Below are 19,050 nucleotides of genomic sequence, written 5' to 3'. Positions count from 1 at the left end.
GCCGTACAGCAAAGAAATTAAGTGGAAATCAGTTTGCCTGTAAACGCCCAATTGATATAACCAATTGTCGGCGTGGGGTTGATCCCCCATTGACTAAAGTCTCACTTTACTTTTCACTTCGTAACATAATTCATCTGGCCAATTATATCTCTAATCTTTTGTAGTTCTTGTACTGTATATATTACTTTACCTGTTAAAATTTCATTTCTGAAAAATGTTACAATTTGCTCTCTATCTTTTAATCTCGGCAATTTTTCATTAGAAAGATCAATAACTTCTTTGCCACTCTCATTTTCAAAATATACAACCGGTTTCACTTTTTCCTTTACAATATCTACTTGTATTTCTTCCAAATAATCATATACAGTTTGAGCTAATTTTTCCGCTTTATATACTGGATTCCCTTCATTTCTTACTTGCAAAGTTAATGAAGTTTGATCCGTAATAAATTCAAATGTCTCTTCCTTTTCAATTTCATGTTGATACTTGCCGATTTCATCAATCATAAATGAATATATACCCGCATTTTCTCTCGTTAAGCCATGGATTAATTTCCCCGTCCATTCTTTCGTCTCAAGTAAATACATGCCAGCTTTACATAAGATGAGGTGATGGATTCGATTATCGTTTATTTCACGTTTGTTTCTATATTTATTACTTCTCATAAAAATGTTTGGCATAATATGAAGTTCTTCTTCTAGTATGATTCCTTGCTCAACAAAGCCTCGCTTCATATAATGTAACGTTTCGTGCGTACTCATTTCAGCACCAGTTTTTGTATACTCTCGTAAATCTGCAATTAAATTTTGAAACATATGTATTTCGTTAATATGTTTATCTTGCATTTCACTACGTTCTTTACTATGTTGAACAGCTAGTTGATTTTTCATCATACGCATATTTTCAAGTTCTTTAGCTGTACTCACTTGTAAATCATTATATTTTTTCTGTTCCATATTCTTCAAAGTACTTTGTTGTTCTTTATGCTCTGTAATCGTAGCTGCAATTTCACTTTCATACGTTTCAATCGCTTGTTTCTTTTCAAATTCCACTTGCTGACTTTCTGATTCTAACTGTTTATTTTTATAAAACAGTACAAACACTGCAGCTAATAATATTAAAATCCCACCTATTAGCACATACTCCATATTTTTTCTCCTTTATTTCACGTCCGATTATTTTTATAAATATATCGATTATATTATACTATGCTTTTAATATACAATTTGTAAAAATAATATATTTTTTATAAAAAGGCTTCTCAAATAAGATGCCTTTTTATAGTAAAACTGCTGGTGAAAAACAATTGGTATTGGTCAATTGTCTAATAATCAGTGTGGACAATCCTCATCAATTAAAGTTTCACTTTATTGCACACCATATTGAATATAACTTGAATCATAGTATACCCATTGATTTGTACCTAAGCAAAGCCATCCATCTTGCTTACTCCACACTCGATATGATTCACCATGATGTAACTGTCTTATTACATTCCCGTTTAATGATGGAGCGTCTCGCAGATTCACATTATCGCCAGTAATAGTTGCCACATAATGTTTATACTGAATATAACTTGAATCATTATATACCCACTGATTTGTCCCTAAACAGAGCCATCCATCTTGTTCTCCCCAAACTTCATATGATTCGCCACGATGCAATTGGCGAATTACACTAGACTGTAAAGATGGTCCACTTCGTAAATTCACATTATCTCCATTAATTACAGCAACTCCGTATACTGGAGTCGCATTATTAGGCGTGGGAACATTACCTCCACCACTTGCTCCATTTCCTTGTAAAGCTTCTAATGAAACAGCTGCTGATACATCACAATTTCCTACACCTGAAATTTGACCAGAATCTGTGTACTGCCATGCTGTCCACTCTGTCCATCCACCAGCATCAGCAGGCGGTATACTAGAATATCTGGAAATCCATAGTGGAATGTCACTTAACCCGCTAATTCCAAATTCATTAATATACCAAACTCCTGTATATAACATTACATTTTTCCCAGTAGCTTGTTTCACATAATTTACGAAACTTCTTGCCCAATTCGATATCATCGCACCCGTTAAACTACTATTGCTAGTATCCGTTGGCGATTCTAAATCTAAAACAGGAATTAAGTCCGTCTGATTACTCTGTAATATATTCACAAAATATTTCGCTTCTGAAATGGCATCATTTTGTTCTGGGTGCGCAAAATGATATGCACCAATTAATACATTCGCATTTCTCGCGGCTTGTACATTTTGAACGAAAGTAGGGTCAATATAGTTCACACCTTCCGTCGCTTTTGCATACGCCGCTGGAATACCAGATGACTTCACAGCATTCCAATCGATGTTTCCTTCCCAATGAGACACATCGATAAACGTAACATTTGAACTGGATCTATTTTGCATATAAAAGCTCCTATCAAATTTTTTTATTCCGTATACAATATGTATAACTTCAGTTAGTGGACACGACTTTTATGCTATAGTAATAAAGTTCTAATATATTTATTTTGTCGAGATGTTTAAGAAAAAAGTGAAATTGAAACTACACTGTACACCAGAAACTCCATTAATACACTTTTAACACCGCAAAAAAGACCTTGTAATTACAAGGCCTTTTGCAAACTACCTTTATTTTGCAGTAAGTACATATTGTAATAAAGTCCTTGTTTACTAAGTAAATCTTGATGTGTTCCACTTTCTACAATTTCCCCTTCATGCATAACAAATATTTGATCCGCATCTTGGATTGTAGACAATCTGTGCGCAATCGCTATCGTTGTTCTGCCTTTTCGCATTTGCTGCAATGCCGTTTGGATAGCCTCCTCTGTTTCTGTATCAATATTTGCCGTCGCTTCATCTAACACTAATACTTTCGGATTGGTTGCTATCGTTCTAGCAAAAGCAATTAATTGCCTTTGACCACTAGAAAATGCAGCTCCTCTTTCGACAACTTCTGTATCATACTGCTCTGGTAATTTTTCAATAAACGTATTCGCTTGCACAAACTTTGCTGCTTCCTCTATCTCTTCATCCGTAATCTCTTCATTATACATACGAATGTTTTGCTTTACATTTCCAGCAAATAAAAATGCATCTTGCAGCACAAGACCAATTTTCTTTCGAATCTCTTGTTCTTCAAACTTCTCTAAATCTACTCCGTCTATTACAATATTTCCTGATTTAATATTGTAAAATCTCATTAATAAATTCATAATCGTACTCTTTCCGCTACCAGTATGCCCTACGAAAGCAACCGTTTGCCCTGGCTTTACGTGAAAAGATACATTTTTTAAAACGTCACGCTTTCCATCATATGAAAAAGTAACATCTTTAAACTGAATTTCTCCGTTAGCTACTCTTGGCTGTTCACTCCCCATTTGAACAGGAGCTAAATCTTTATCATCCATTAAATGAAATACACGCGATGATGAAACAAGCGCTTGCTGGAAGAAAGATAGTTTCATCATCATCTCATTTACCGGCTGGAAGAAACGATGAATATAATTAACGAAAGCATATAAAACCCCTACTTCAACAGGACTCTTTAAAGCATCGATTCCGAATAAACCAAGTACTAACGCAATTGCTACAATATGAACAAGATCTGTTGCTGGACGTAAAAGTAATGCATCTAATTTCAATGTACGACGTCCAGCACTAAAATGTTTATTGTTCACTTCTTCAAATTCTTTTCTCATCCGCTTTTCTTGCCGGAACACCTGAACAATATTCATACCTTGAATGGACTCATTTAACTTTGCATTTAATATACTCAGCTGATTACGAACCTCTAAATAAAAAGCTGCACTTTTCCGTTGATACAACACCATAATTGCAAACATTATCGGAATTAATATGAGCGAAAATAGCGCTAATTTTACATCTAATAAAAACATCGCTACTAAAATCCCTACTAAAAAGACTACATTTTTCACGAATGTTGATAGTACACTAACATAAAAATCCTTAATCGCTTCTGTATCATTCGTTATGCGGGATACGAGCGTACCAATCGGCGTACGATCAAAGAAGCTTAATGACAATTTTTGAACATGTTCATACACTTCAATTCGCATATCTTGGACAATCTTAAAAGCGATATTTTGAAAGTACAATAAGTCTAAATAAGTAAATAATACCTTTAATAAATGAGCAATAATATACACTACAAATAGGGTTACAAGTGCTGATTGTTCAAAGTTACCTGGCACTAAGTGTTCATCAAGAAATTGTTTAATTAAAAAAGGACCCATCATTTCAGTTACAGTTGCACCAACTAGAAATAAAAATGCTAACGCTAATAACCCTTTATACGGCCTCATATAAGAAAGCAACCTTCTTAAATCACTCCGTTTTTTCTCAACCATCATACGCCTCCTTTCTCTACTAATGCCTCTAACTGCTGGCTTTCGTACATTTCTTTATACCAACCATTTTCTTTCATTAATTGCTCATGTGTCCCTCGCTGCATAACCCTACCTTCATCAATAACAAGAATAAGATTTGCATGCTGAATAGCACTTAAACGATGAGCAGTAATAATCGTCGTTTTCTCTGCCCTTTCTCGTTTCAATGCAGTTAAAATAGTTTCTTCTGTTTTTGCATCTACGGCTGATAAACAATCATCTAATATTAAAATTTCAGCATTTGTTAATAATGCACGCGCAATAGAGATTCGCTGTTTTTGACCTCCTGATAGTGAAACGCCCCTTTCACCTACTACAGTGTCATACCCTTCTGGAAATTGATATATATCATTATGGATACAAGCAATATCAGCAGCGCGGCTAATTTCTTTATATGTAGCATCAGCCTTTCCAAAAGCAATGTTCTCCCCAATACTCGCTGAAAATAAAAAGTGATCTTGCGGTACATATGAAATTGCAGAACGCACACCGTGAAGTGTTAAATCTCGAATATCCCGCTCCCCAACTTTTAATTCACCATTAAAATGATCATACTCTCGAATTAAACATTTTAACAACGTCGTCTTCCCTGCACCGGTACGTCCTACAATTCCTAACGTTTCACCTTTTCTTACATTAAAGTAAATATCTTTTAAGTTTAATAGTTCATTCTTTTTATAAGAAAACGAATCAACAGCGAACGAAACATCACCACTTGCTATAGTATTTATAGCATTTTCCCTATTCACTACATCTGAAGTTTGTGAAAGTATTTTCTCCACACGATCATACGAAGCACGTCCACGCTCCATAATATTAAATAGCCATCCAAACGCTAACATCGGCCATACAAGTGTCCCTAAGTACGTTGTAAATGTTACCAATTCCCCTACAGTTAATTCACCCCGTACGACTAATAATGATCCGTAACAAATTGCGATCAAAAATGAAAATCCGACAATTAAGGAAATCGTTGGATCGAATAACGAGTCAATACGTGCAACTAGCATATTTTTATGTACGACATCTTCAGATTTTTTCCGAAACGCTTGTAAATCCTCTTTCTCTTGTCCAAGTGAGCGAATTACCTTCATCCCACTCATACTTTCTTGTACTTTATCATTGATTTCAGAAAACGATTGCTGTGCCTTATGAAATCTTCTATGCAATAAAGTTCCATAATAATTTGTAGAAATAGCTACAATTGGCATCGGAATTAAACTTAATAACGTTAACTTCCAACTAATTGTAAATCCCATCGCTACGAGTACACATCCTCCAACAGCTAATGAATCAACGAGTGTTAAAACACCTGCCCCCGCAGTTTGCTGAATCGCCTGAATATCATTTGTCGCATGTGCCATCAAATCGCCTGTGCGACGTGATTGATAAAAGGATGGGCTCATCTTAGTAAAATGTTCATATAGATTCTTTCGCAGTTGACGAGCTAGTTTTAAAGAAGATCCAAAAATCATAATACGCCATAAGTAACGTAATATATACATCGCAATTCCCACAGCTACTAATAGAATAACCCAGTTCAACAATTTTTCAGACGTTAATGTTCCATTATTAATTTCATCTACTACAATCCCTAGTACTCTTGGCGCTACAAGTTCAAGAAGCGCGACACCAAATAACATAATGATTCCGATTATGTACGCTCGTTTTTCTTGCTTAAAAAACCAAGCTAAATTAAAAAACACTTTCATATTTATCCTCCTCCCTTAAAATGAGCGATGTTTTCAGTTTACCAAAAACACAGAATTTTTAAAAGTTTTAAACACTTATTATATCCAAAAGAAAAGGACACTCGGTAAGAGTGCCCTTTAGCGCTTATTTCGTTTGTTGCTTGTTCATCGCGCTCATCATTTGATTGATTTTCTTTTGGGAAGGTTTTTGCCCCATTTGCATCATCATCATTTTTAGCATTTGTTCGTTAATTGGTGGATTTTTTTGTAAGTAATTCATCATATATTTGCGGGCAATGAAAAATCCTAACGCCACGCCTGCTACTAGTGCTACTACGCCCACTAGAATACCTAACCACATTGGCATATCTTTTCCTCCTTCATGTTGTCTACCTTACAGTGTACTAAAACCTTTTCAATAAGACAAGATACTATTCGACATTTTTTACACATATGTTCGTACTTGTTTGAGAGGATTTAACCAGCCGTACTTTTTATTTTCATAATCCATCGCTAAAAATGTTAACTCACACTTTCTAAGCACCTCAAAGAAAGTTGTTTCCATGGATACATTTCCAGAAGTATTCATTCGAATATATTGTGATTTCACGACTATTTCGCCGTATTCAGCTCCTGTATAAAGCGTATGAGTATAATTCGTTCTTTCATATTTGCCAAGAACACGCAAAGCTTGTTCTAATTTATGATGAATTTTCATTACTTGTAACGGCATCGTAATATACGTCATTTGTTTATATAATACTTTCTTCTCCGAAAGGGACCCAGATTCTGAAAATCGAGCAAATAAATCAAAAAACAAATATTCACGACCAAAGTAAGCTTTCGCAATATCCTCTTGAATTAAATACAATTCATACGTTTTCATTTTTCCCCTCCCAATCTGGACAACCTTTTCCCTACATTATATAAGAGAAAATTTGCAATGATTGTCTGACTACGGAGAGAGAAAAAACTTTTTCTGTCGAAAAAACTCAACTACATAGAAAAATCTCCCCATGCTGGAGAGATTTTTCTAAAATCATTAAAGCATTTCTTTTACTTTACGAACAACGTTCTCTACAGTAAATCCATACTCTTCCATAATCTTCTCACCAGGAGCAGAAGCACCGAATGTATCGATACCTAGTACATCTCCATCAAGACCTACGTAACGGTGCCATCCGATTGTAGCACCCATTTCAATTGCGAAACGTTTCGTTACCGCTTTTGGTAGTACAGATTCTTTGTACTCAGCAGTTTGAGCTTCAAAGCGATCCATAGATGGCATGCTAACAACAGCTGCATCAACGCCGTCTGCTGCTAGAGCTTTTTGCGCTTCAATTGCTAAGCTTACTTCAGATCCAGTTGCAATTAAGATTACATCAGCAGTTTCTTTTTTGCTTGCAGAAACTACATATGCACCTTTTGCTACTTTTTCATAAGTGTCGTCTTTTGCACCTTCTAATGTTGGAAGATCTTGACGAGTTAACACTAATGCAGTTGGTGTTTTTGTTGATTCTAGAGCTAATCTCCAAGCTGCAACTGATTCGTTACCGTCTGCTGGACGAATAACAGAAACGTTTGGCATTGCACGAAGTGCTGCTAATTGTTCAACCGGCTCATGTGTTGGACCATCTTCACCAACAGCGATACTATCATGTGTGAATACATACGTTACAGGCAATTGCATTAATGCTGCAAGACGAATTGCTGGACGTAAGTAGTCAGAGAATACGAAGAACGTACCACCGTAAGTTTTTAAACCGCCATGAAGTGCGATACCGTTCATTGCTGCACCCATTGCGAATTCACGTACACCGTACCAAATGTTTTTTCCGCTGTAATCAGCTCTTGTAAAGTCTTTTTCGTTATTCATGTATGTTTTGTTAGAACCAGCAAGGTCAGCAGATCCACCGAAGAATGATGGTACAGACTCTGCAATTGCATTAATTACAGCACCTGAAGAATTACGTGTTGCTGCTTTTGATCCTAATTCATAAGTTGGTAAGCTTTGTTCCCAACCTTCTGGAAGAAGACCGTTCATTGCTGCTTGCAGTTCGTTTGCTAATTCTGGATATGCTTGTGCATATTCACCAAGCATCGTGTTCCACGCAGCTTGCGTCGTTTCACCAACATCTTGTACTGTTTTACGGAAGTTGTCATATACTTCTTCTGCTACATGGAAGTCTTGTTCAGCAGTCCAAGCGTATGCTTCTTTCGTTAATTTTGTTTCGTCTACACCAAGTGGAGAACCATGTGAAGCTGATTTTCCTGATTTGTTTGGAGAGCCGAAACCAATTGTCGTTCTTACTTCAATTAGCGTTGGGCGTTTTTCGTCAGCTTTCGCTTCTTCAATTGCTTTTGCGATTGCTTCAATATCGTTTCCATCCTCAACACGGATTACTTGCCATCCGTATGCTTTGTAACGATCTTCTACACTTTCAGAGAATGAACGATTTAAATCGCCATCTAATGAAATATCGTTTGAATCGTAAAGCACAACAAGACGACCTAATTGTAAATGAGCAGCTAATGAAGATGCTTCAGCAGAAACGCCTTCCATTAAATCTCCATCACCACAAATAGCGTATGTATGATGATCTACTACATTATACGCATCACGGTTGTATTTAGCCGCTAAATGTCTTTCAGCCATTGCCATACCTACAGCAGTTGCAATACCTTGTCCAAGTGGACCAGTAGTTGCGTCTACACCTGCTGTATGACCGTACTCAGGATGTCCTGGAGTTTTGCTTCCCCATTGACGGAAGTTCTTTAAGTCATCCATTGTTACATCATAACCAGATAGGTGAAGTAGGCTGTATAATAACATTGAACCATGACCTGCAGATAATACGAAACGATCGCGGTTAAACCACGTTGGGTTATTTGGATTGTGTTTCATAAATTGAGTCCATAATGTATAAGCCATTGGTGCTGCACCCATTGGCATTCCTGGGTGACCAGAGTTTGCTTTTTCAATCGCATCAATGGATAATGTGCGAATCGTGTTGATAGAAAGTTGTTCGATTGAATGTGACATGCTATTCTTCCCTTCGCGTATGTTAGTAAACGTTTTATACATTTATATGATAGCTTCCCACGCAAGATTATACAACATGTATCGACAAATATGTTGATGTTTTTTTGATATTTTATAAAAAAATCAATGTTTCCGGGAATGTATGGGCATTCAATATGACATACTTTTTTATTGTTTTTATTTTAAAAAGAAAGGGAATTATCTGTATTTTTATGCAATATCATTAAATCCAAAAATAAAAAATGTATATTTAACCTTTCATTACTGCGCGTGGCAAATGAATAGAAGGCTCTAACTAAAAATAAAGAAGATTGTTCTCCCTTTGAATCGAAATAAAATCAATAATAATTACCATCAAAGTAACACATGCACAAGACCATATTTTAAGCTTAGCGCAAATATGAAGAGCACATTAATTTCAACCACGCACTCCTACTAATCATAAAACAAATTTCACACGCATATTCTCCTCGCATCTATTTTATCCTGCCTAAAGAATTACTGTATATACAATCCAATTGCAATCATTGCTTCTAATAACGCTATGTCAACCAATTCGATTTATTCACATATTACCTTCGCAACAAGTGCATAATAAAAGACATATCAATTGATATGTCTAAATTCACCACTCACTATGTATTGAAACGATTGAAGTATCATTACAACTGGAAAGCTATTACTCACGTATCTTTCTATTAATATCAAAAAAGACGGGCTATGCCCATCTTTTAATTTAATTTTGCATTATCTTGCTTTTTTAAAGCTTTCAATTTCGTCGGTGTAACATCCGTGCCTTCTTCGTTAACGACTTTAATTCCTTTTAATTCGTTTAACATATTTTGACGAAATCCTTTTAAATATTGTTCACGTAGCGATTGGCGCTCACGTTGTTCTTCTTCAGTTAAGCCTTCAGCTTTTGCTTTTTTCGCTAAGAAGTTAATGCGTTCAATGAGTTCGTGACTTGGCATCTCGAATCCCCCTTCTACTCAAAACTGATTATTATCATACAATAGTTAGTCCTCTTTATCAAGCAATTGCTTTGTATATTCTACATATCTTCGATGTACAGTTGCTTTTGAAACATCATGACCAAAACCACGAAGTGTTGCTGCAATTTCTTCAAAAGTTAATTCATTCCGGCGCAAACGTACAATTTCCTCAATAGGTACTTCTTTTTTCTCGCGTCCTATGCTTAAATGACGATTTTTTAAATTATTCTCTGGACGGAATCCTTTCTCTACCGCTCTTTGCATGCCACGCTTAATTTTCAAATTGTGAATCTTCCTTTGATACTCTTCCACGATTCCAATGATATCCAATACCATCGAGTCAGAATCTGAAAGTTGTAATTCACCATTATGCGTATGTGTATATACTTTTATTCCTTCTTTATGTAAACAATGCATTAATGCAATCTTCGCATTCCCTCTACCAAGACGCGTTTCATCTTGTATTAGAAGTACATCAACTTGTTCATCTCGAATTGTATCTAATACTTCTAATATGCCATCACGTTCAATTGTATAGCCACTAGCCTGCTCCTCAATCACCTTTGTCACATTCATTTGATAGCGCTCAGCTAAATGCAATAATTCATCCTTTTGACGCAATAATGATGTTTCTTGTGCTTCTTTTGTTGTACTGACACGCGCATAAACAATTGCATTCATTTTGAACCCTTCTTTCTCGCTTTATTTTCCCTCTAGTGTATCATAAATCTTCCTTTTGTTCGAACTTATGTTTGTAGAATGTTTTTTCGCATGTTATACTTATTAATAAGAAAAACGAAAGAAAACGAGGTGTTAGAAAACATGGAAAAGTTAACGAAACGCCAGCAAGACATTCTCGACTTTATTAAGCTAAAAGTACAAGAAAAAGGATATCCACCTTCCGTACGTGAAATCGGTCAAGCAGTCGGCCTCGCTTCTAGTTCTACAGTGCACGGACATTTATCACGACTAGAAGAAAAAGGATATATTCGACGCGATCCAACAAAACCACGCGCAATTGAAATTTTAGGTGACAACCGAATGGAAACAGAAACACAATCTGTTATTCAAGTTCCAATCGTCGGAAAAGTTACTGCCGGTTTACCGATTACAGCAGTCGAAAGTGTAGAAGATCACTTCCCACTTCCGGCTAGTATCGTTGCCGGAGCAGATCAAGTGTTTATGTTACGCATTTCTGGAGATAGCATGATTGAAGCTGGTATCTTTGATGGTGATTTAGTTGTTGTTCGCCAGCAACAGTCTGCATACAACGGTGAAATTGTAGTTGCTTTAACAGAAGATAACGAAGCAACTGTTAAACGTTTCTACAAAGAAAAAGACCACTTCCGTCTACAACCGGAAAACTCTTCTCTAGAACCTATCATTTTAAAACAAGTGTCAGTTATCGGAAAAGTAATTGGCGTATATCGTGATTTACATTAAAAATAATAAAAAGAAGATAATCCCCTTATTTATATAGGGCATTATCTTCTTTTTATATTTTGATAGATTTCCGTTCACTCAAAAGAATGCATTACCTTAATTATCAACGCGTTTCAATAGTAACATCTCCAGCAGCTGTTTTACCGCTAATTTTTTTACTCCCATTACCAACTGTTATATTTTGATTTTCTTCATTAAAAATTGTCACGTCGCCAGCAGCACTTTGCCCCGTTATAACTGCATCTTGTGGTTTTTCCAACAAAGTAATATCTACATCGCCAGCAGTTGAACTTGCCTCTACATCATATTTAGGATCATGATCCATAATGTATACATCCCCACTAGCCGTTTTTGCTGTTGCTTTCCCTATGACTTTTTTAAAATTCACCTCACCAGCTTTTGCAGAACCTTCCACACTCTTTGCTGTTACATGTTTCAAATCCACTTCTCCGGCGAGTGTTTCAACACTTACCCGGTCACTTTTCACATTACTTATTTCTATTTGTCCAGCGGATGAATTTACTTTTATCTCTTGATAAGAACGTTCAGGTACTAATATAGTCAATGTAGGCGTTTGAAATCCAAAATTGTAAAATGAAAAATCAAATGAAACACCTTTTTCTATTTCGCCTATGACTTTTAATGTATCACCATCTTCAGCAATACGAATCTCCTGTTTACTTACGTCTCCTGTTTGCTTTACATAAAAAGAGGAATCAGGAGATTTTTGGACAACAATATCTCCTGCATCTAACTTAACTTCTACATTTTTTAGCGTTTCGTTCTTAATTACGTCCTCTTTATCTCCTTTTTCTGCAGTTTTTACTGCTTTTTCATATGTTTGTGAAATCCCTATTACTCCAATAATGATACAAGCGATAGCTACTAATAATATCTTTTTCATCATCTACTCCCCTTTTATCATTTTGAAGTTCCATACTACATAGCGTACACATAATCTTTTAAACCACTTCGTACTATAATAAGCTACAATACATAACAACAAACCTACTCCAACAAACGTTATACTAACGAAAAGTTCCAGCCATATAAAAGTGCCCATAAATACTTTTACAACAACGAAAAATGGTGTCACTACACTAGCAATCCCACCGACCCAAAAAGAAAATATAAAACCGATAATTGCAACTAACGGGCCTAACACAATAATAAAATTAAACAAACTAAGTCCAATCGCTGCCATGACAGCTCTTGTTATATTCGAAGTCGATGGATCCTTTTTCATCTCATCAAAGCGATACAAAGCAAGCAAGTCTTTCGCAATTACCTTTGGAGAGCCAAGTCCCTTTATTATTTCTGATTCAGTTTTCCCCTCTTCCATCCCAAACTGAAAGTGCTCTTCATAATCAAATAAAATATCTTGTCGCTCTTCTTCTGGTAACTTTCTAAGATGACTTGATAATTCTTTAAGAAACTGCTCTTTACTCATCCCATTCCACCCCTTCAATAATTTCTTGAACACCTTTAGCAAAATCACGCCACTCTGTTACTAATAACGTAAGTTGCATCTCCCCTTGCTCTGTTAGTTGATAATATTTACGGGGCGGTCCTTCCGTGGATTCTTTTAAATATGTTTGAAAATATTCCTCTTTCGTTAAACGACGTAATAGCGGATATACAGAACCTTCCGATATTAAAAATTTATTTGAAATTTGCTGAACAAGTTCATAACCATAACAATCCTTACGTTTTACAAGCGCCAATACGCACAGTTCTAACACACCTTTTTTAAATTGAACGTTCAAGGACAATCCCCCTTTCTTATTTCAGTACTGTTCAATACATGGTACCTGTTATATCCATAATATACCACTTAGTACTATTCATTGCAAGGTACTATATTTTCGCGATTTAATTTGTCACTAAACACACCCTCAACATCAAACACTGAGCAAAGCATACAATATTGAAGAAATACAATAGTATTTTAAATAATCTCCGTGATGACAGCTATTCAATTTATTCCGCCAGCACCTATGTTGCCCACAAATAAAAAAAGCCCTGATACCGTAGTATCAAGGCTTTTTTACCTCTTAGTATAGAGACATATATTGATCGCGTTCCCATTGGTGAACTTGTGTTCTAATCAAGCTTCACACCCTAATAACAAATCAAAATAATCACGAAACCACTATTTATAGGGAATCTTTTTAATTTGAAACTCAAAACAAATCATATGGTTTCAATATTTCGTGGGCATTTTGTGGGTACTTTTGTGGGCACCTATAAATCAAAAAAAACAAAAAAGCACAGCGTGTATAAGTAGTGTTGGTAGCACTCTTATACCGTCTGCCTACTCAGGATAGGCAAACACTTGCTGTACTCTTACGAACTATTCTACAGTACGTAAGAGCTCCTTAGCAACAGTTTGCTTACACACGGCATTCTGTTGCTTTTTTGTTTATACAAAGGGGCCTATATAATGAAGAAACGTATCGATGTTATCGCAAATGAAGTATCCTTCCACAACTTATCCTCATTCACAGATGTGGAAGAACTAAATAAAACTGTACGTACATACCGTGACAATATCCGTATGTCTATTAAGCGTACCGATGTACAATCTAAACTCATTACATTACTTGAAATTTTAAAGCGCCACAGCTGTAAATATGTAGGTGTTAGTTTCCTATGCAAAAATAGAATTGCTGCAAAGATGGAAGTTTCATATAAAACTGTACAACGTTTAATGAAGAAACTTGTGGATCTAGAGATGATTAAACAGGTAGCAATGAAGCGTACAAAAGATATGCTACAAACTTCTAATGCTATTATTATCAAACCAATTGTGGAAGAAGTGTCCGACAAGGTAGTGGTAAAAAGTCCTACAAAGTGTCCTACCATTAAAACAACCCCTGTTTCCTTAAAACAAAATATAAAAGATAAAAACAAACGTAATAGTAATGAAAATATCACTACACCTGAAGAAAAAATTAAAGAAGCTGATTTTGTTGCCCATTGGGTACCAGAACGTTTTATTTCTCTAGTTAGCTCTTTCTATTCTGAATCTAAAACAATTCAAGAACTGTGGAAGGTCGTAAGACAGTGTAATAAAACTACTAACTTCTCTACAGGTGATAAAGCATTTACTAAAGACCAGGAGCTTACTATAGGCTTAAAAGCTATTAAAGAGTTTGTTATGAAAATTAAATCCGGAGCAAAAATGAATAAGGGTAAATTCGCTTACTTCAACGGTATTGTAAATAACTTAATGGATAAGTTCTACTTTGATAGTGAGTTTATGGGAGCATAAAAAAAGCCCCCAAACACTAAACGTTCGGGGGTGAATAAGGGCAAATTTGGAAGAAAAACATGCAGAGAGGGATTCTCTACAACCGTAATACATTTTTTCATATTGTTAAAACACTCAAAATTTCTCTTAAGGATGGAAAATCTTTATATCTTATTTATATAATTTATGTTATGGTACAATATGTTAATTAATTACAATACTTTCTAAAAGGAGGATACATAATGAAAGCAAAGAAACTAGTAAGTTTAGCACTTCCAATCATGTTACTAGGGGGTTGTGGAACAGACAATGTAGATAAGAAAGCAGACACGAAGGTAGCAAAGATAGAAGTAAAAGCAGAGGATAAGGAAAAACTATCATTAGAAGCATACCCTTCAAAAATGTCAAACTTACATTATGAGTTAAAGATGAAGATGGAAGAAGTAACTGCAATAGCAGGAAGTAAAGACAAGGATGTAAAAGAGCAAAACAAGAAAACCCTTAAAAGTGTAGATGAACTACAAGAAATATTCGTTAAGTTTTACAAGGTAGACCCACCAAAAGAGTTTGAAGAACAACACAAATCTGTTTTAAAAGCAATAGACTGTTATAAAGAAGCATTTGACACACAATTAAGTCTAGCAAAAAGTGGTTCTGTAACAAAGAAGGAGACGGAAAAATTAAAAGACTTAATGTATAAAGGTAATGACTACTTAGAAGAAGGTATGACACCAATCGAGGGAGCTGTAGAACATACCAAAAGATAGAGTCAATCGTATGACCCTATAACTTTATCAAAAGACGGTAAAGCAATAATTGGTGAACAGGTTACTTTTGATAGGTAACCTGTATTACATATAAACAATAAAGAGGGGTATTTAATCATAAAACGAAAAACACTAGTAGTCGTAGTTCCCGGTTTCTTTTATGTTAACGTACGTTTACGTATGCATCACTAGCTGTAATGTAGTACGTATTCCCTTTCGAATTGTGTACTTTGTATTGTGGTGATCCATTGACAGTTACTTTTTCATCGATTGTAAATCCTAATCCTGCATCTACAGAACCCGCAACATCTTTATCCTGCCAAGATGGAGATTCATAGAAACGTAAATTGTCCACTTTAGAAACAACTCTTTTACCAGCTACAGTAGAAGTTTCCGTCCCATTATAACGGATGTATGAGGAGTCATAATAAATCCATTGGTTACCACCAAGATTTAACCAGTTCCCTAATTTACCCCATACAGCAACAAGAATAACACTATACCTAGGAAAACATTAAAGAAGCTGATTCCGTAGCTCACTGGGTACCAAAATGTTTTATTTCTTTAGTTCGCTCTTTTTACAGTGACTCAAAGACAATTCAAGAACTGTGGAAGGTCGTAAGACAGTGTACTATAATCATTAACCAATACTACAGGTGATAAAGCATTTAATACAGCCCAGGAGCTTACTAATGGCTTAAAAGCTATTAAAGAGGTTGTTATAAAAATTAAATCCGGAGCAAAAATGAAGAAGGGTAAATTCGCTTATTTCAACGGGATTGTAAACAACTTAATGGACAAGTTCTACTTTGATAAAGAGTTTATGAGAGCGTAAAAAAAGCTCCCAAACATTGATGAACCAATAAGGGGATATTTTCAAAAAGCAGAAGGAGCGGGATTTTCTACAACCGTAATACATGTTTTCATATTGTTAAAACACTCAAAATTCCTCTTAAGGATGAGAAAACTTCATATCTCATTTATATAATTTATGTTATGGTACAATATGTTAATTAATTACAATACTTTCTAAAAGGAGGATACATAATGAAAGCAAAGAAACTCGTAACGTTAGCAATTCCAATGTTATTAGTAACTGGGGTAGGTTGTGAATCAAACGATAAGAAAGTAGACAGTAAAGTTGAAGCTAAACAAGAAAAAAAAACAGACTATAAGATGGATTTAGCTTATCTGATGAAAGATATATCAGAACAGTCTATAGTCATGAATGACGTATTAATGAGTAAGAAACCAGTGGAAGAAAAGAAGAAAGAATTTGATGAAGTTTCTAAGGAGTTACTTGCAATATCTGACAAAGCAAAGAAATTAGAACCTGGTAAAAAGTATAAAGACGTACAAGAAACTATGAATACAGGTATGGGTTTATTAGAAGAATCCCTTAAATTAATTGGAGACGGATTAGAATTAAAAGACCGAAATTTAATGACTCAAGGGAATGAAACAGTAATAAAGGCTTCTAAGAAGATAACAGAAGCACATCAGATGTTGAAAGACATGGGAGAAAGTTATTAAACTTATAAGGAGGTGAACAGAATGCAAACTTATGGTTGGTGGGATTTATTCACAGAAGGTTGGATGGGTAAATAATTAAATAGACAAGTAAACTTGTAGACTGGTAGTTTAACTAATAAGACTGTCAGTCTATGAGTTTTCAAATAGAAAATAGGGATAGAAATGAAGCGAAAAGCACTAACACTTGCTATCGTATTTGTTATTCCAACATTTAGTCTTTCTCTTATATTATTCGCTATTTACTACATAATTAAATCTCTTACAACTAAAACATACTTAGTGAAGAATGTAGCAACTGGAGAGAAGTTTCATGTGGATAAACAAGACTTCAAACAGTACAAGAAGAATTTCAAGAAGACAGAAAAACAAGGTGGAAACAAAAGAAATGGAAATCATCTATCAAGAAATAGGTACAAAAATAGATGAAATTATACCTGGGGAATGGAACGAGATTTATCTATATGCTGAATTATTAGAAGATTCAACAGAAGCGTATTTCTTCTTTACTACCCCTAAAAAAGATGGTTTTATTTATTCGAATAATATTCCAAAAGTATATGATGTAGATGAGGGAATTTATGATGACTTATTATTCGAACTATACGATGCATTAGAGAAATTACGTGAAGAATTTAAGGAAAACGAACAAGAATTATGGACAAACTTAACATTAATTCTACATGATTCAGGAAAATTCAAAATAGAATATGATTATACAGATGTGTTATCCCCTGAACATAACCCTACAGAAAGGGAAATAATATGGAAATACAAATATCTTGGTATTACTCCCGATAATGAAAATGATAAGGTTCGTTTAGCGAATTATCTTAAAAATATAGAAGATAAATAATATTGATAATTGTGTTTCATGTTACCCTCTATGAATTAACATTCATAGAGGGGTTTTTTATAAGATTCAATGGTTAAAAATAAATAATTCTCATACTTAATTATATTTCCTTTATTATGCAGCCAATTCATAAGAGCCGGCTATTAATCATTTCACAAAAACATAAGCTGAATTTGCTGTAATGTAGAAAGTTTGCTCAAGTGAATTATGATTATGCACTTTATATTGCGACGAACCATTAACATTTACCCTTGCATCAATAGTAAACCCTAGTCCTGCATCTAAAGTACCAGCCACGTCTTTATCATGCCAAGATGGAGATTCATAGAAACGTAGGTTGTCCACTTTAGTAACAACACGCTTCCCTATAATAGAGGAATCTACTGTGCCTTTCTTACTAAACTTCACATAAGATGGATTGTTCTTAATCCATTGTTCACCGCAAAGATTTAACCAACCACCCTTTTCAGCCCATACAGCATAATATAAATCATTAGCATCAATTTATTACTTTCCCATTCGTGTTTTACTTCTATGTTATACTACATTACCTTTTGAGAACTATAACAAACACATATGTTGGAAAATATATTTTTTTGAGGAAACTTTAACCATTTATTGTTATAATTATATCCGCAATATTTTTCCAGGAGGGTTCCTATACAGAACAATAGGATAATGGACATACATACTAGGCACTCCCCTTCTTTAATACGTTCATAGAAATATAGAAAGGGTTTATACGATGGGAAAATTCCAAAGTAATTTACAAACAGCAACACAAATTGCTACGAAAATGGGATCAGCTTCTGACAGGATTCAAAGTGCAACAAGTCGTTCTATAACAAAGGCGACGCGTACAACACTATCTGTTAACTCCAAAGCACAAGAAGCGAGCCAACAAGTTTTAGATTTGACGAAACAATTTTCTGTAGCCTTTCAACAAGCGGTTGATAATATTCATTCGGTAGCTAACGAGTTTGAGAGAATGGATAAAGAACTTCAAAATATTTTTCGCTAATGTGATAACCTACGTAAAGTAAAACGGTAGGAGGAAA

18 protein-coding genes and 4 pseudogenes are annotated in these 19,050 nt (G+C 35.0%); 8 read left to right on the top strand and 14 right to left on the bottom strand.

Annotation, left to right across the window (positions count from 1 at the left end; all coding sequences use genetic code 11):
- Nucleotides 1-113: 113 nt before the first annotated feature.
- The 9 genes from MRBLBA3_RS15000 to MRBLBA3_RS14960 all read right to left on the bottom strand — a co-directional run bounded on the left by MRBLBA3_RS15000 (nt 114) and on the right by MRBLBA3_RS14960 (nt 10,824).
- On the bottom strand, nt 114-1,148 hold the full coding sequence (locus MRBLBA3_RS15000; RefSeq protein ID WP_000456950.1) for an NERD domain-containing protein: 1,035 nt from the start codon (nt 1,146-1,148) through the stop codon (nt 114-116).
- 219 nt (nt 1,149-1,367) lie between these two features.
- Nucleotides 1,368-2,414, bottom strand: coding sequence for a GH25 family lysozyme (locus MRBLBA3_RS14995; RefSeq protein WP_001181407.1), 1,047 nt, complete (start codon nt 2,412-2,414; stop codon nt 1,368-1,370).
- Between the two features lie 200 nt (nt 2,415-2,614).
- Nucleotides 2,615-4,378 carry an ABC transporter ATP-binding protein gene (locus MRBLBA3_RS14990; RefSeq protein ID WP_363382392.1) on the bottom strand — a complete coding sequence of 588 codons (1,764 nt, stop codon included), beginning with the start codon at nt 4,376-4,378 and terminating at the stop codon, nt 2,615-2,617.
- The gene (locus MRBLBA3_RS14985; protein WP_363381893.1) at nt 4,378-6,129 is read right to left on the bottom strand and encodes an ABC transporter ATP-binding protein; all 1,752 of its coding nucleotides are present in this window, start codon (nt 6,127-6,129) and stop codon (nt 4,378-4,380) included. The genes MRBLBA3_RS14990 and MRBLBA3_RS14985 overlap by 1 nt, the downstream gene beginning before the upstream one ends.
- A 124-nt stretch (nt 6,130-6,253) precedes the next feature.
- The gene (locus MRBLBA3_RS14980; RefSeq protein WP_001132292.1) at nt 6,254-6,475 is read right to left on the bottom strand and encodes a YneF family protein; all 222 of its coding nucleotides are present in this window, start codon (nt 6,473-6,475) and stop codon (nt 6,254-6,256) included.
- A gap of 78 nt (nt 6,476-6,553) precedes the next feature.
- On the bottom strand, nt 6,554-6,994 hold the full coding sequence (gene sirA, locus MRBLBA3_RS14975) for a sporulation inhibitor of replication protein SirA (RefSeq protein WP_000860649.1): 441 nt from the start codon (nt 6,992-6,994) through the stop codon (nt 6,554-6,556).
- A gap of 156 nt (nt 6,995-7,150) precedes the next feature.
- Complete coding sequence (gene tkt / locus MRBLBA3_RS14970) at nt 7,151-9,151, bottom strand: transketolase (RefSeq protein ID WP_000019764.1); 2,001 nt, start codon at nt 9,149-9,151, stop codon at nt 7,151-7,153.
- A 731-nt stretch (nt 9,152-9,882) separates the two neighbouring features.
- Nucleotides 9,883-10,122, bottom strand: coding sequence for a DUF896 domain-containing protein (locus MRBLBA3_RS14965; protein ID WP_001139098.1), 240 nt, complete (start codon nt 10,120-10,122; stop codon nt 9,883-9,885).
- A 45-nt stretch (nt 10,123-10,167) separates the two neighbouring features.
- Entirely contained in the window at nt 10,168-10,824 is a 657-nt protein-coding gene (locus MRBLBA3_RS14960) for a YneB family resolvase-like protein (RefSeq protein ID WP_000991795.1), read from the bottom strand.
- A gap of 141 nt (nt 10,825-10,965) precedes the next feature.
- On the opposite strand from MRBLBA3_RS14960, the gene lexA reads away from it, so the two are divergent.
- On the top strand, nt 10,966-11,586 hold the full coding sequence (lexA, locus tag MRBLBA3_RS14955; protein WP_128853760.1) for a transcriptional repressor LexA: 621 nt from the start codon (nt 10,966-10,968) through the stop codon (nt 11,584-11,586).
- A gap of 103 nt (nt 11,587-11,689) precedes the next feature.
- Here the strand turns inward: lexA and MRBLBA3_RS14950 are convergent, their stop codons facing one another.
- Genes MRBLBA3_RS14950 through MRBLBA3_RS14940 form a run of 3 tightly spaced genes read right to left on the bottom strand, consistent with a single transcriptional unit; the run spans nt 11,690 to nt 13,352 of the window.
- Entirely contained in the window at nt 11,690-12,490 is an 801-nt protein-coding gene (locus MRBLBA3_RS14950; RefSeq protein WP_363382389.1) for a DUF4097 family beta strand repeat-containing protein, read from the bottom strand.
- A 3-nt stretch (nt 12,491-12,493) separates the two neighbouring features.
- Nucleotides 12,494-13,036 (bottom strand): DUF1700 domain-containing protein, encoded by a 543-nt coding sequence (locus tag MRBLBA3_RS14945; protein WP_363381890.1) that lies wholly within the window; start codon nt 13,034-13,036, stop codon nt 12,494-12,496.
- Complete coding sequence (locus MRBLBA3_RS14940; protein WP_001102616.1) at nt 13,029-13,352, bottom strand: PadR family transcriptional regulator; 324 nt, start codon at nt 13,350-13,352, stop codon at nt 13,029-13,031. The genes MRBLBA3_RS14945 and MRBLBA3_RS14940 overlap by 8 nt, the downstream gene beginning before the upstream one ends.
- 677 nt (nt 13,353-14,029) lie before the next feature.
- Between MRBLBA3_RS14940 and MRBLBA3_RS14935 the strand changes: the two genes are divergently transcribed.
- Nucleotides 14,030-14,860, top strand: coding sequence for a helix-turn-helix domain-containing protein (locus MRBLBA3_RS14935; RefSeq protein WP_363381888.1), 831 nt, complete (start codon nt 14,030-14,032; stop codon nt 14,858-14,860).
- Nucleotides 14,861-15,081: 221 nt separating this feature from the next.
- The gene (locus MRBLBA3_RS14930) at nt 15,082-15,606 is read left to right on the top strand and encodes a DUF7018 domain-containing (lipo)protein (RefSeq protein ID WP_016079046.1); all 525 of its coding nucleotides are present in this window, start codon (nt 15,082-15,084) and stop codon (nt 15,604-15,606) included.
- Nucleotides 15,607-15,769: 163 nt separating this feature from the next.
- Here MRBLBA3_RS14930 and MRBLBA3_RS14925 read toward each other — a convergent pair.
- Nucleotides 15,770-16,087, bottom strand: a pseudogene (locus tag MRBLBA3_RS14925) (N-acetylmuramoyl-L-alanine amidase); the annotation flags it as partial.
- A 26-nt stretch (nt 16,088-16,113) separates the two neighbouring features.
- Here MRBLBA3_RS14925 and MRBLBA3_RS14920 point away from each other — a divergent pair.
- The 4 genes and pseudogenes from MRBLBA3_RS14920 to MRBLBA3_RS14905 form a co-directional block, all read left to right on the top strand.
- Nucleotides 16,114-16,441 (top strand): annotated as a pseudogene (locus MRBLBA3_RS14920) (helix-turn-helix domain-containing protein); the annotation flags it as partial.
- A gap of 212 nt (nt 16,442-16,653) precedes the next feature.
- The gene (locus MRBLBA3_RS14915; protein ID WP_363381886.1) at nt 16,654-17,139 is read left to right on the top strand and encodes a DUF7018 domain-containing (lipo)protein; all 486 of its coding nucleotides are present in this window, start codon (nt 16,654-16,656) and stop codon (nt 17,137-17,139) included.
- 186 nt (nt 17,140-17,325) lie between these two features.
- A pseudogene (locus MRBLBA3_RS14910) lies at nt 17,326-17,565 on the top strand (hypothetical protein); the annotation flags it as partial.
- Nucleotides 17,510-17,992 carry an antitoxin YezG family protein gene (locus MRBLBA3_RS14905; protein WP_363381885.1) on the top strand — a complete coding sequence of 161 codons (483 nt, stop codon included), beginning with the start codon at nt 17,510-17,512 and terminating at the stop codon, nt 17,990-17,992. The pseudogene MRBLBA3_RS14910 and the gene MRBLBA3_RS14905, both read left to right, overlap by 56 nt.
- A 147-nt stretch (nt 17,993-18,139) precedes the next feature.
- Here the strand turns inward: MRBLBA3_RS14905 and MRBLBA3_RS14900 are convergent.
- A pseudogene (locus MRBLBA3_RS14900) lies at nt 18,140-18,475 on the bottom strand (N-acetylmuramoyl-L-alanine amidase); the annotation flags it as partial.
- Nucleotides 18,476-18,737: 262 nt separating this feature from the next.
- Here MRBLBA3_RS14900 and MRBLBA3_RS14895 point away from each other — a divergent pair.
- Entirely contained in the window at nt 18,738-19,013 is a 276-nt protein-coding gene (locus tag MRBLBA3_RS14895; protein WP_197218987.1) for a TIGR04197 family type VII secretion effector, read from the top strand.
- Nucleotides 19,014-19,050 lie beyond the last annotated feature (37 nt).

It is taken from the genome of Bacillus sp. LBA3-1-1.1 (genome assembly GCF_040676495.1).
In the GTDB taxonomy this organism is placed as follows: domain Bacteria; phylum Bacillota; class Bacilli; order Bacillales; family Bacillaceae_G; genus Bacillus_A; species Bacillus_A nitratireducens.
This window is presented reverse-complemented; position numbering and strand designations above follow the sequence as displayed.

What these genes read in the sequence shown, in the direction of transcription:
- MRBLBA3_RS14960 (WP_000991795.1), bottom strand. Translation starts at nt 10,824, where the DNA reads ATGAATGCAATTGTTTATGCGCGTGTCAGTACAACAAAAGAAGCACAA.
- MRBLBA3_RS14945 (WP_363381890.1), bottom strand. Translation starts at nt 13,036, where the DNA reads ATGAGTAAAGAGCAGTTTCTTAAAGAATTATCAAGTCATCTTAGAAAG.
- MRBLBA3_RS14990 (WP_363382392.1), bottom strand. Translation starts at nt 4,378, where the DNA reads ATGGTTGAGAAAAAACGGAGTGATTTAAGAAGGTTGCTTTCTTATATG.
- lexA (WP_128853760.1), top strand. Translation starts at nt 10,966, where the DNA reads ATGGAAAAGTTAACGAAACGCCAGCAAGACATTCTCGACTTTATTAAG.
- MRBLBA3_RS14965 (WP_001139098.1), bottom strand. Translation starts at nt 10,122, where the DNA reads ATGCCAAGTCACGAACTCATTGAACGCATTAACTTCTTAGCGAAAAAA.
- MRBLBA3_RS14895 (WP_197218987.1), top strand. Translation starts at nt 18,738, where the DNA reads ATGGGAAAATTCCAAAGTAATTTACAAACAGCAACACAAATTGCTACG.
- sirA (WP_000860649.1), bottom strand. Translation starts at nt 6,994, where the DNA reads ATGAAAACGTATGAATTGTATTTAATTCAAGAGGATATTGCGAAAGCT.
- MRBLBA3_RS14935 (WP_363381888.1), top strand. Translation starts at nt 14,030, where the DNA reads ATGAAGAAACGTATCGATGTTATCGCAAATGAAGTATCCTTCCACAAC.
- MRBLBA3_RS14985 (WP_363381893.1), bottom strand. Translation starts at nt 6,129, where the DNA reads ATGAAAGTGTTTTTTAATTTAGCTTGGTTTTTTAAGCAAGAAAAACGA.
- MRBLBA3_RS14950 (WP_363382389.1), bottom strand. Translation starts at nt 12,490, where the DNA reads ATGAAAAAGATATTATTAGTAGCTATCGCTTGTATCATTATTGGAGTA.
- MRBLBA3_RS15000 (WP_000456950.1), bottom strand. Translation starts at nt 1,148, where the DNA reads ATGGAGTATGTGCTAATAGGTGGGATTTTAATATTATTAGCTGCAGTG.
- MRBLBA3_RS14980 (WP_001132292.1), bottom strand. Translation starts at nt 6,475, where the DNA reads ATGCCAATGTGGTTAGGTATTCTAGTGGGCGTAGTAGCACTAGTAGCA.
- tkt (WP_000019764.1), bottom strand. Translation starts at nt 9,151, where the DNA reads ATGTCACATTCAATCGAACAACTTTCTATCAACACGATTCGCACATTA.
- MRBLBA3_RS14995 (WP_001181407.1), bottom strand. Translation starts at nt 2,414, where the DNA reads ATGCAAAATAGATCCAGTTCAAATGTTACGTTTATCGATGTGTCTCAT.
- MRBLBA3_RS14915 (WP_363381886.1), top strand. Translation starts at nt 16,654, where the DNA reads ATGAAAGCAAAGAAACTCGTAACGTTAGCAATTCCAATGTTATTAGTA.
- MRBLBA3_RS14930 (WP_016079046.1), top strand. Translation starts at nt 15,082, where the DNA reads ATGAAAGCAAAGAAACTAGTAAGTTTAGCACTTCCAATCATGTTACTA.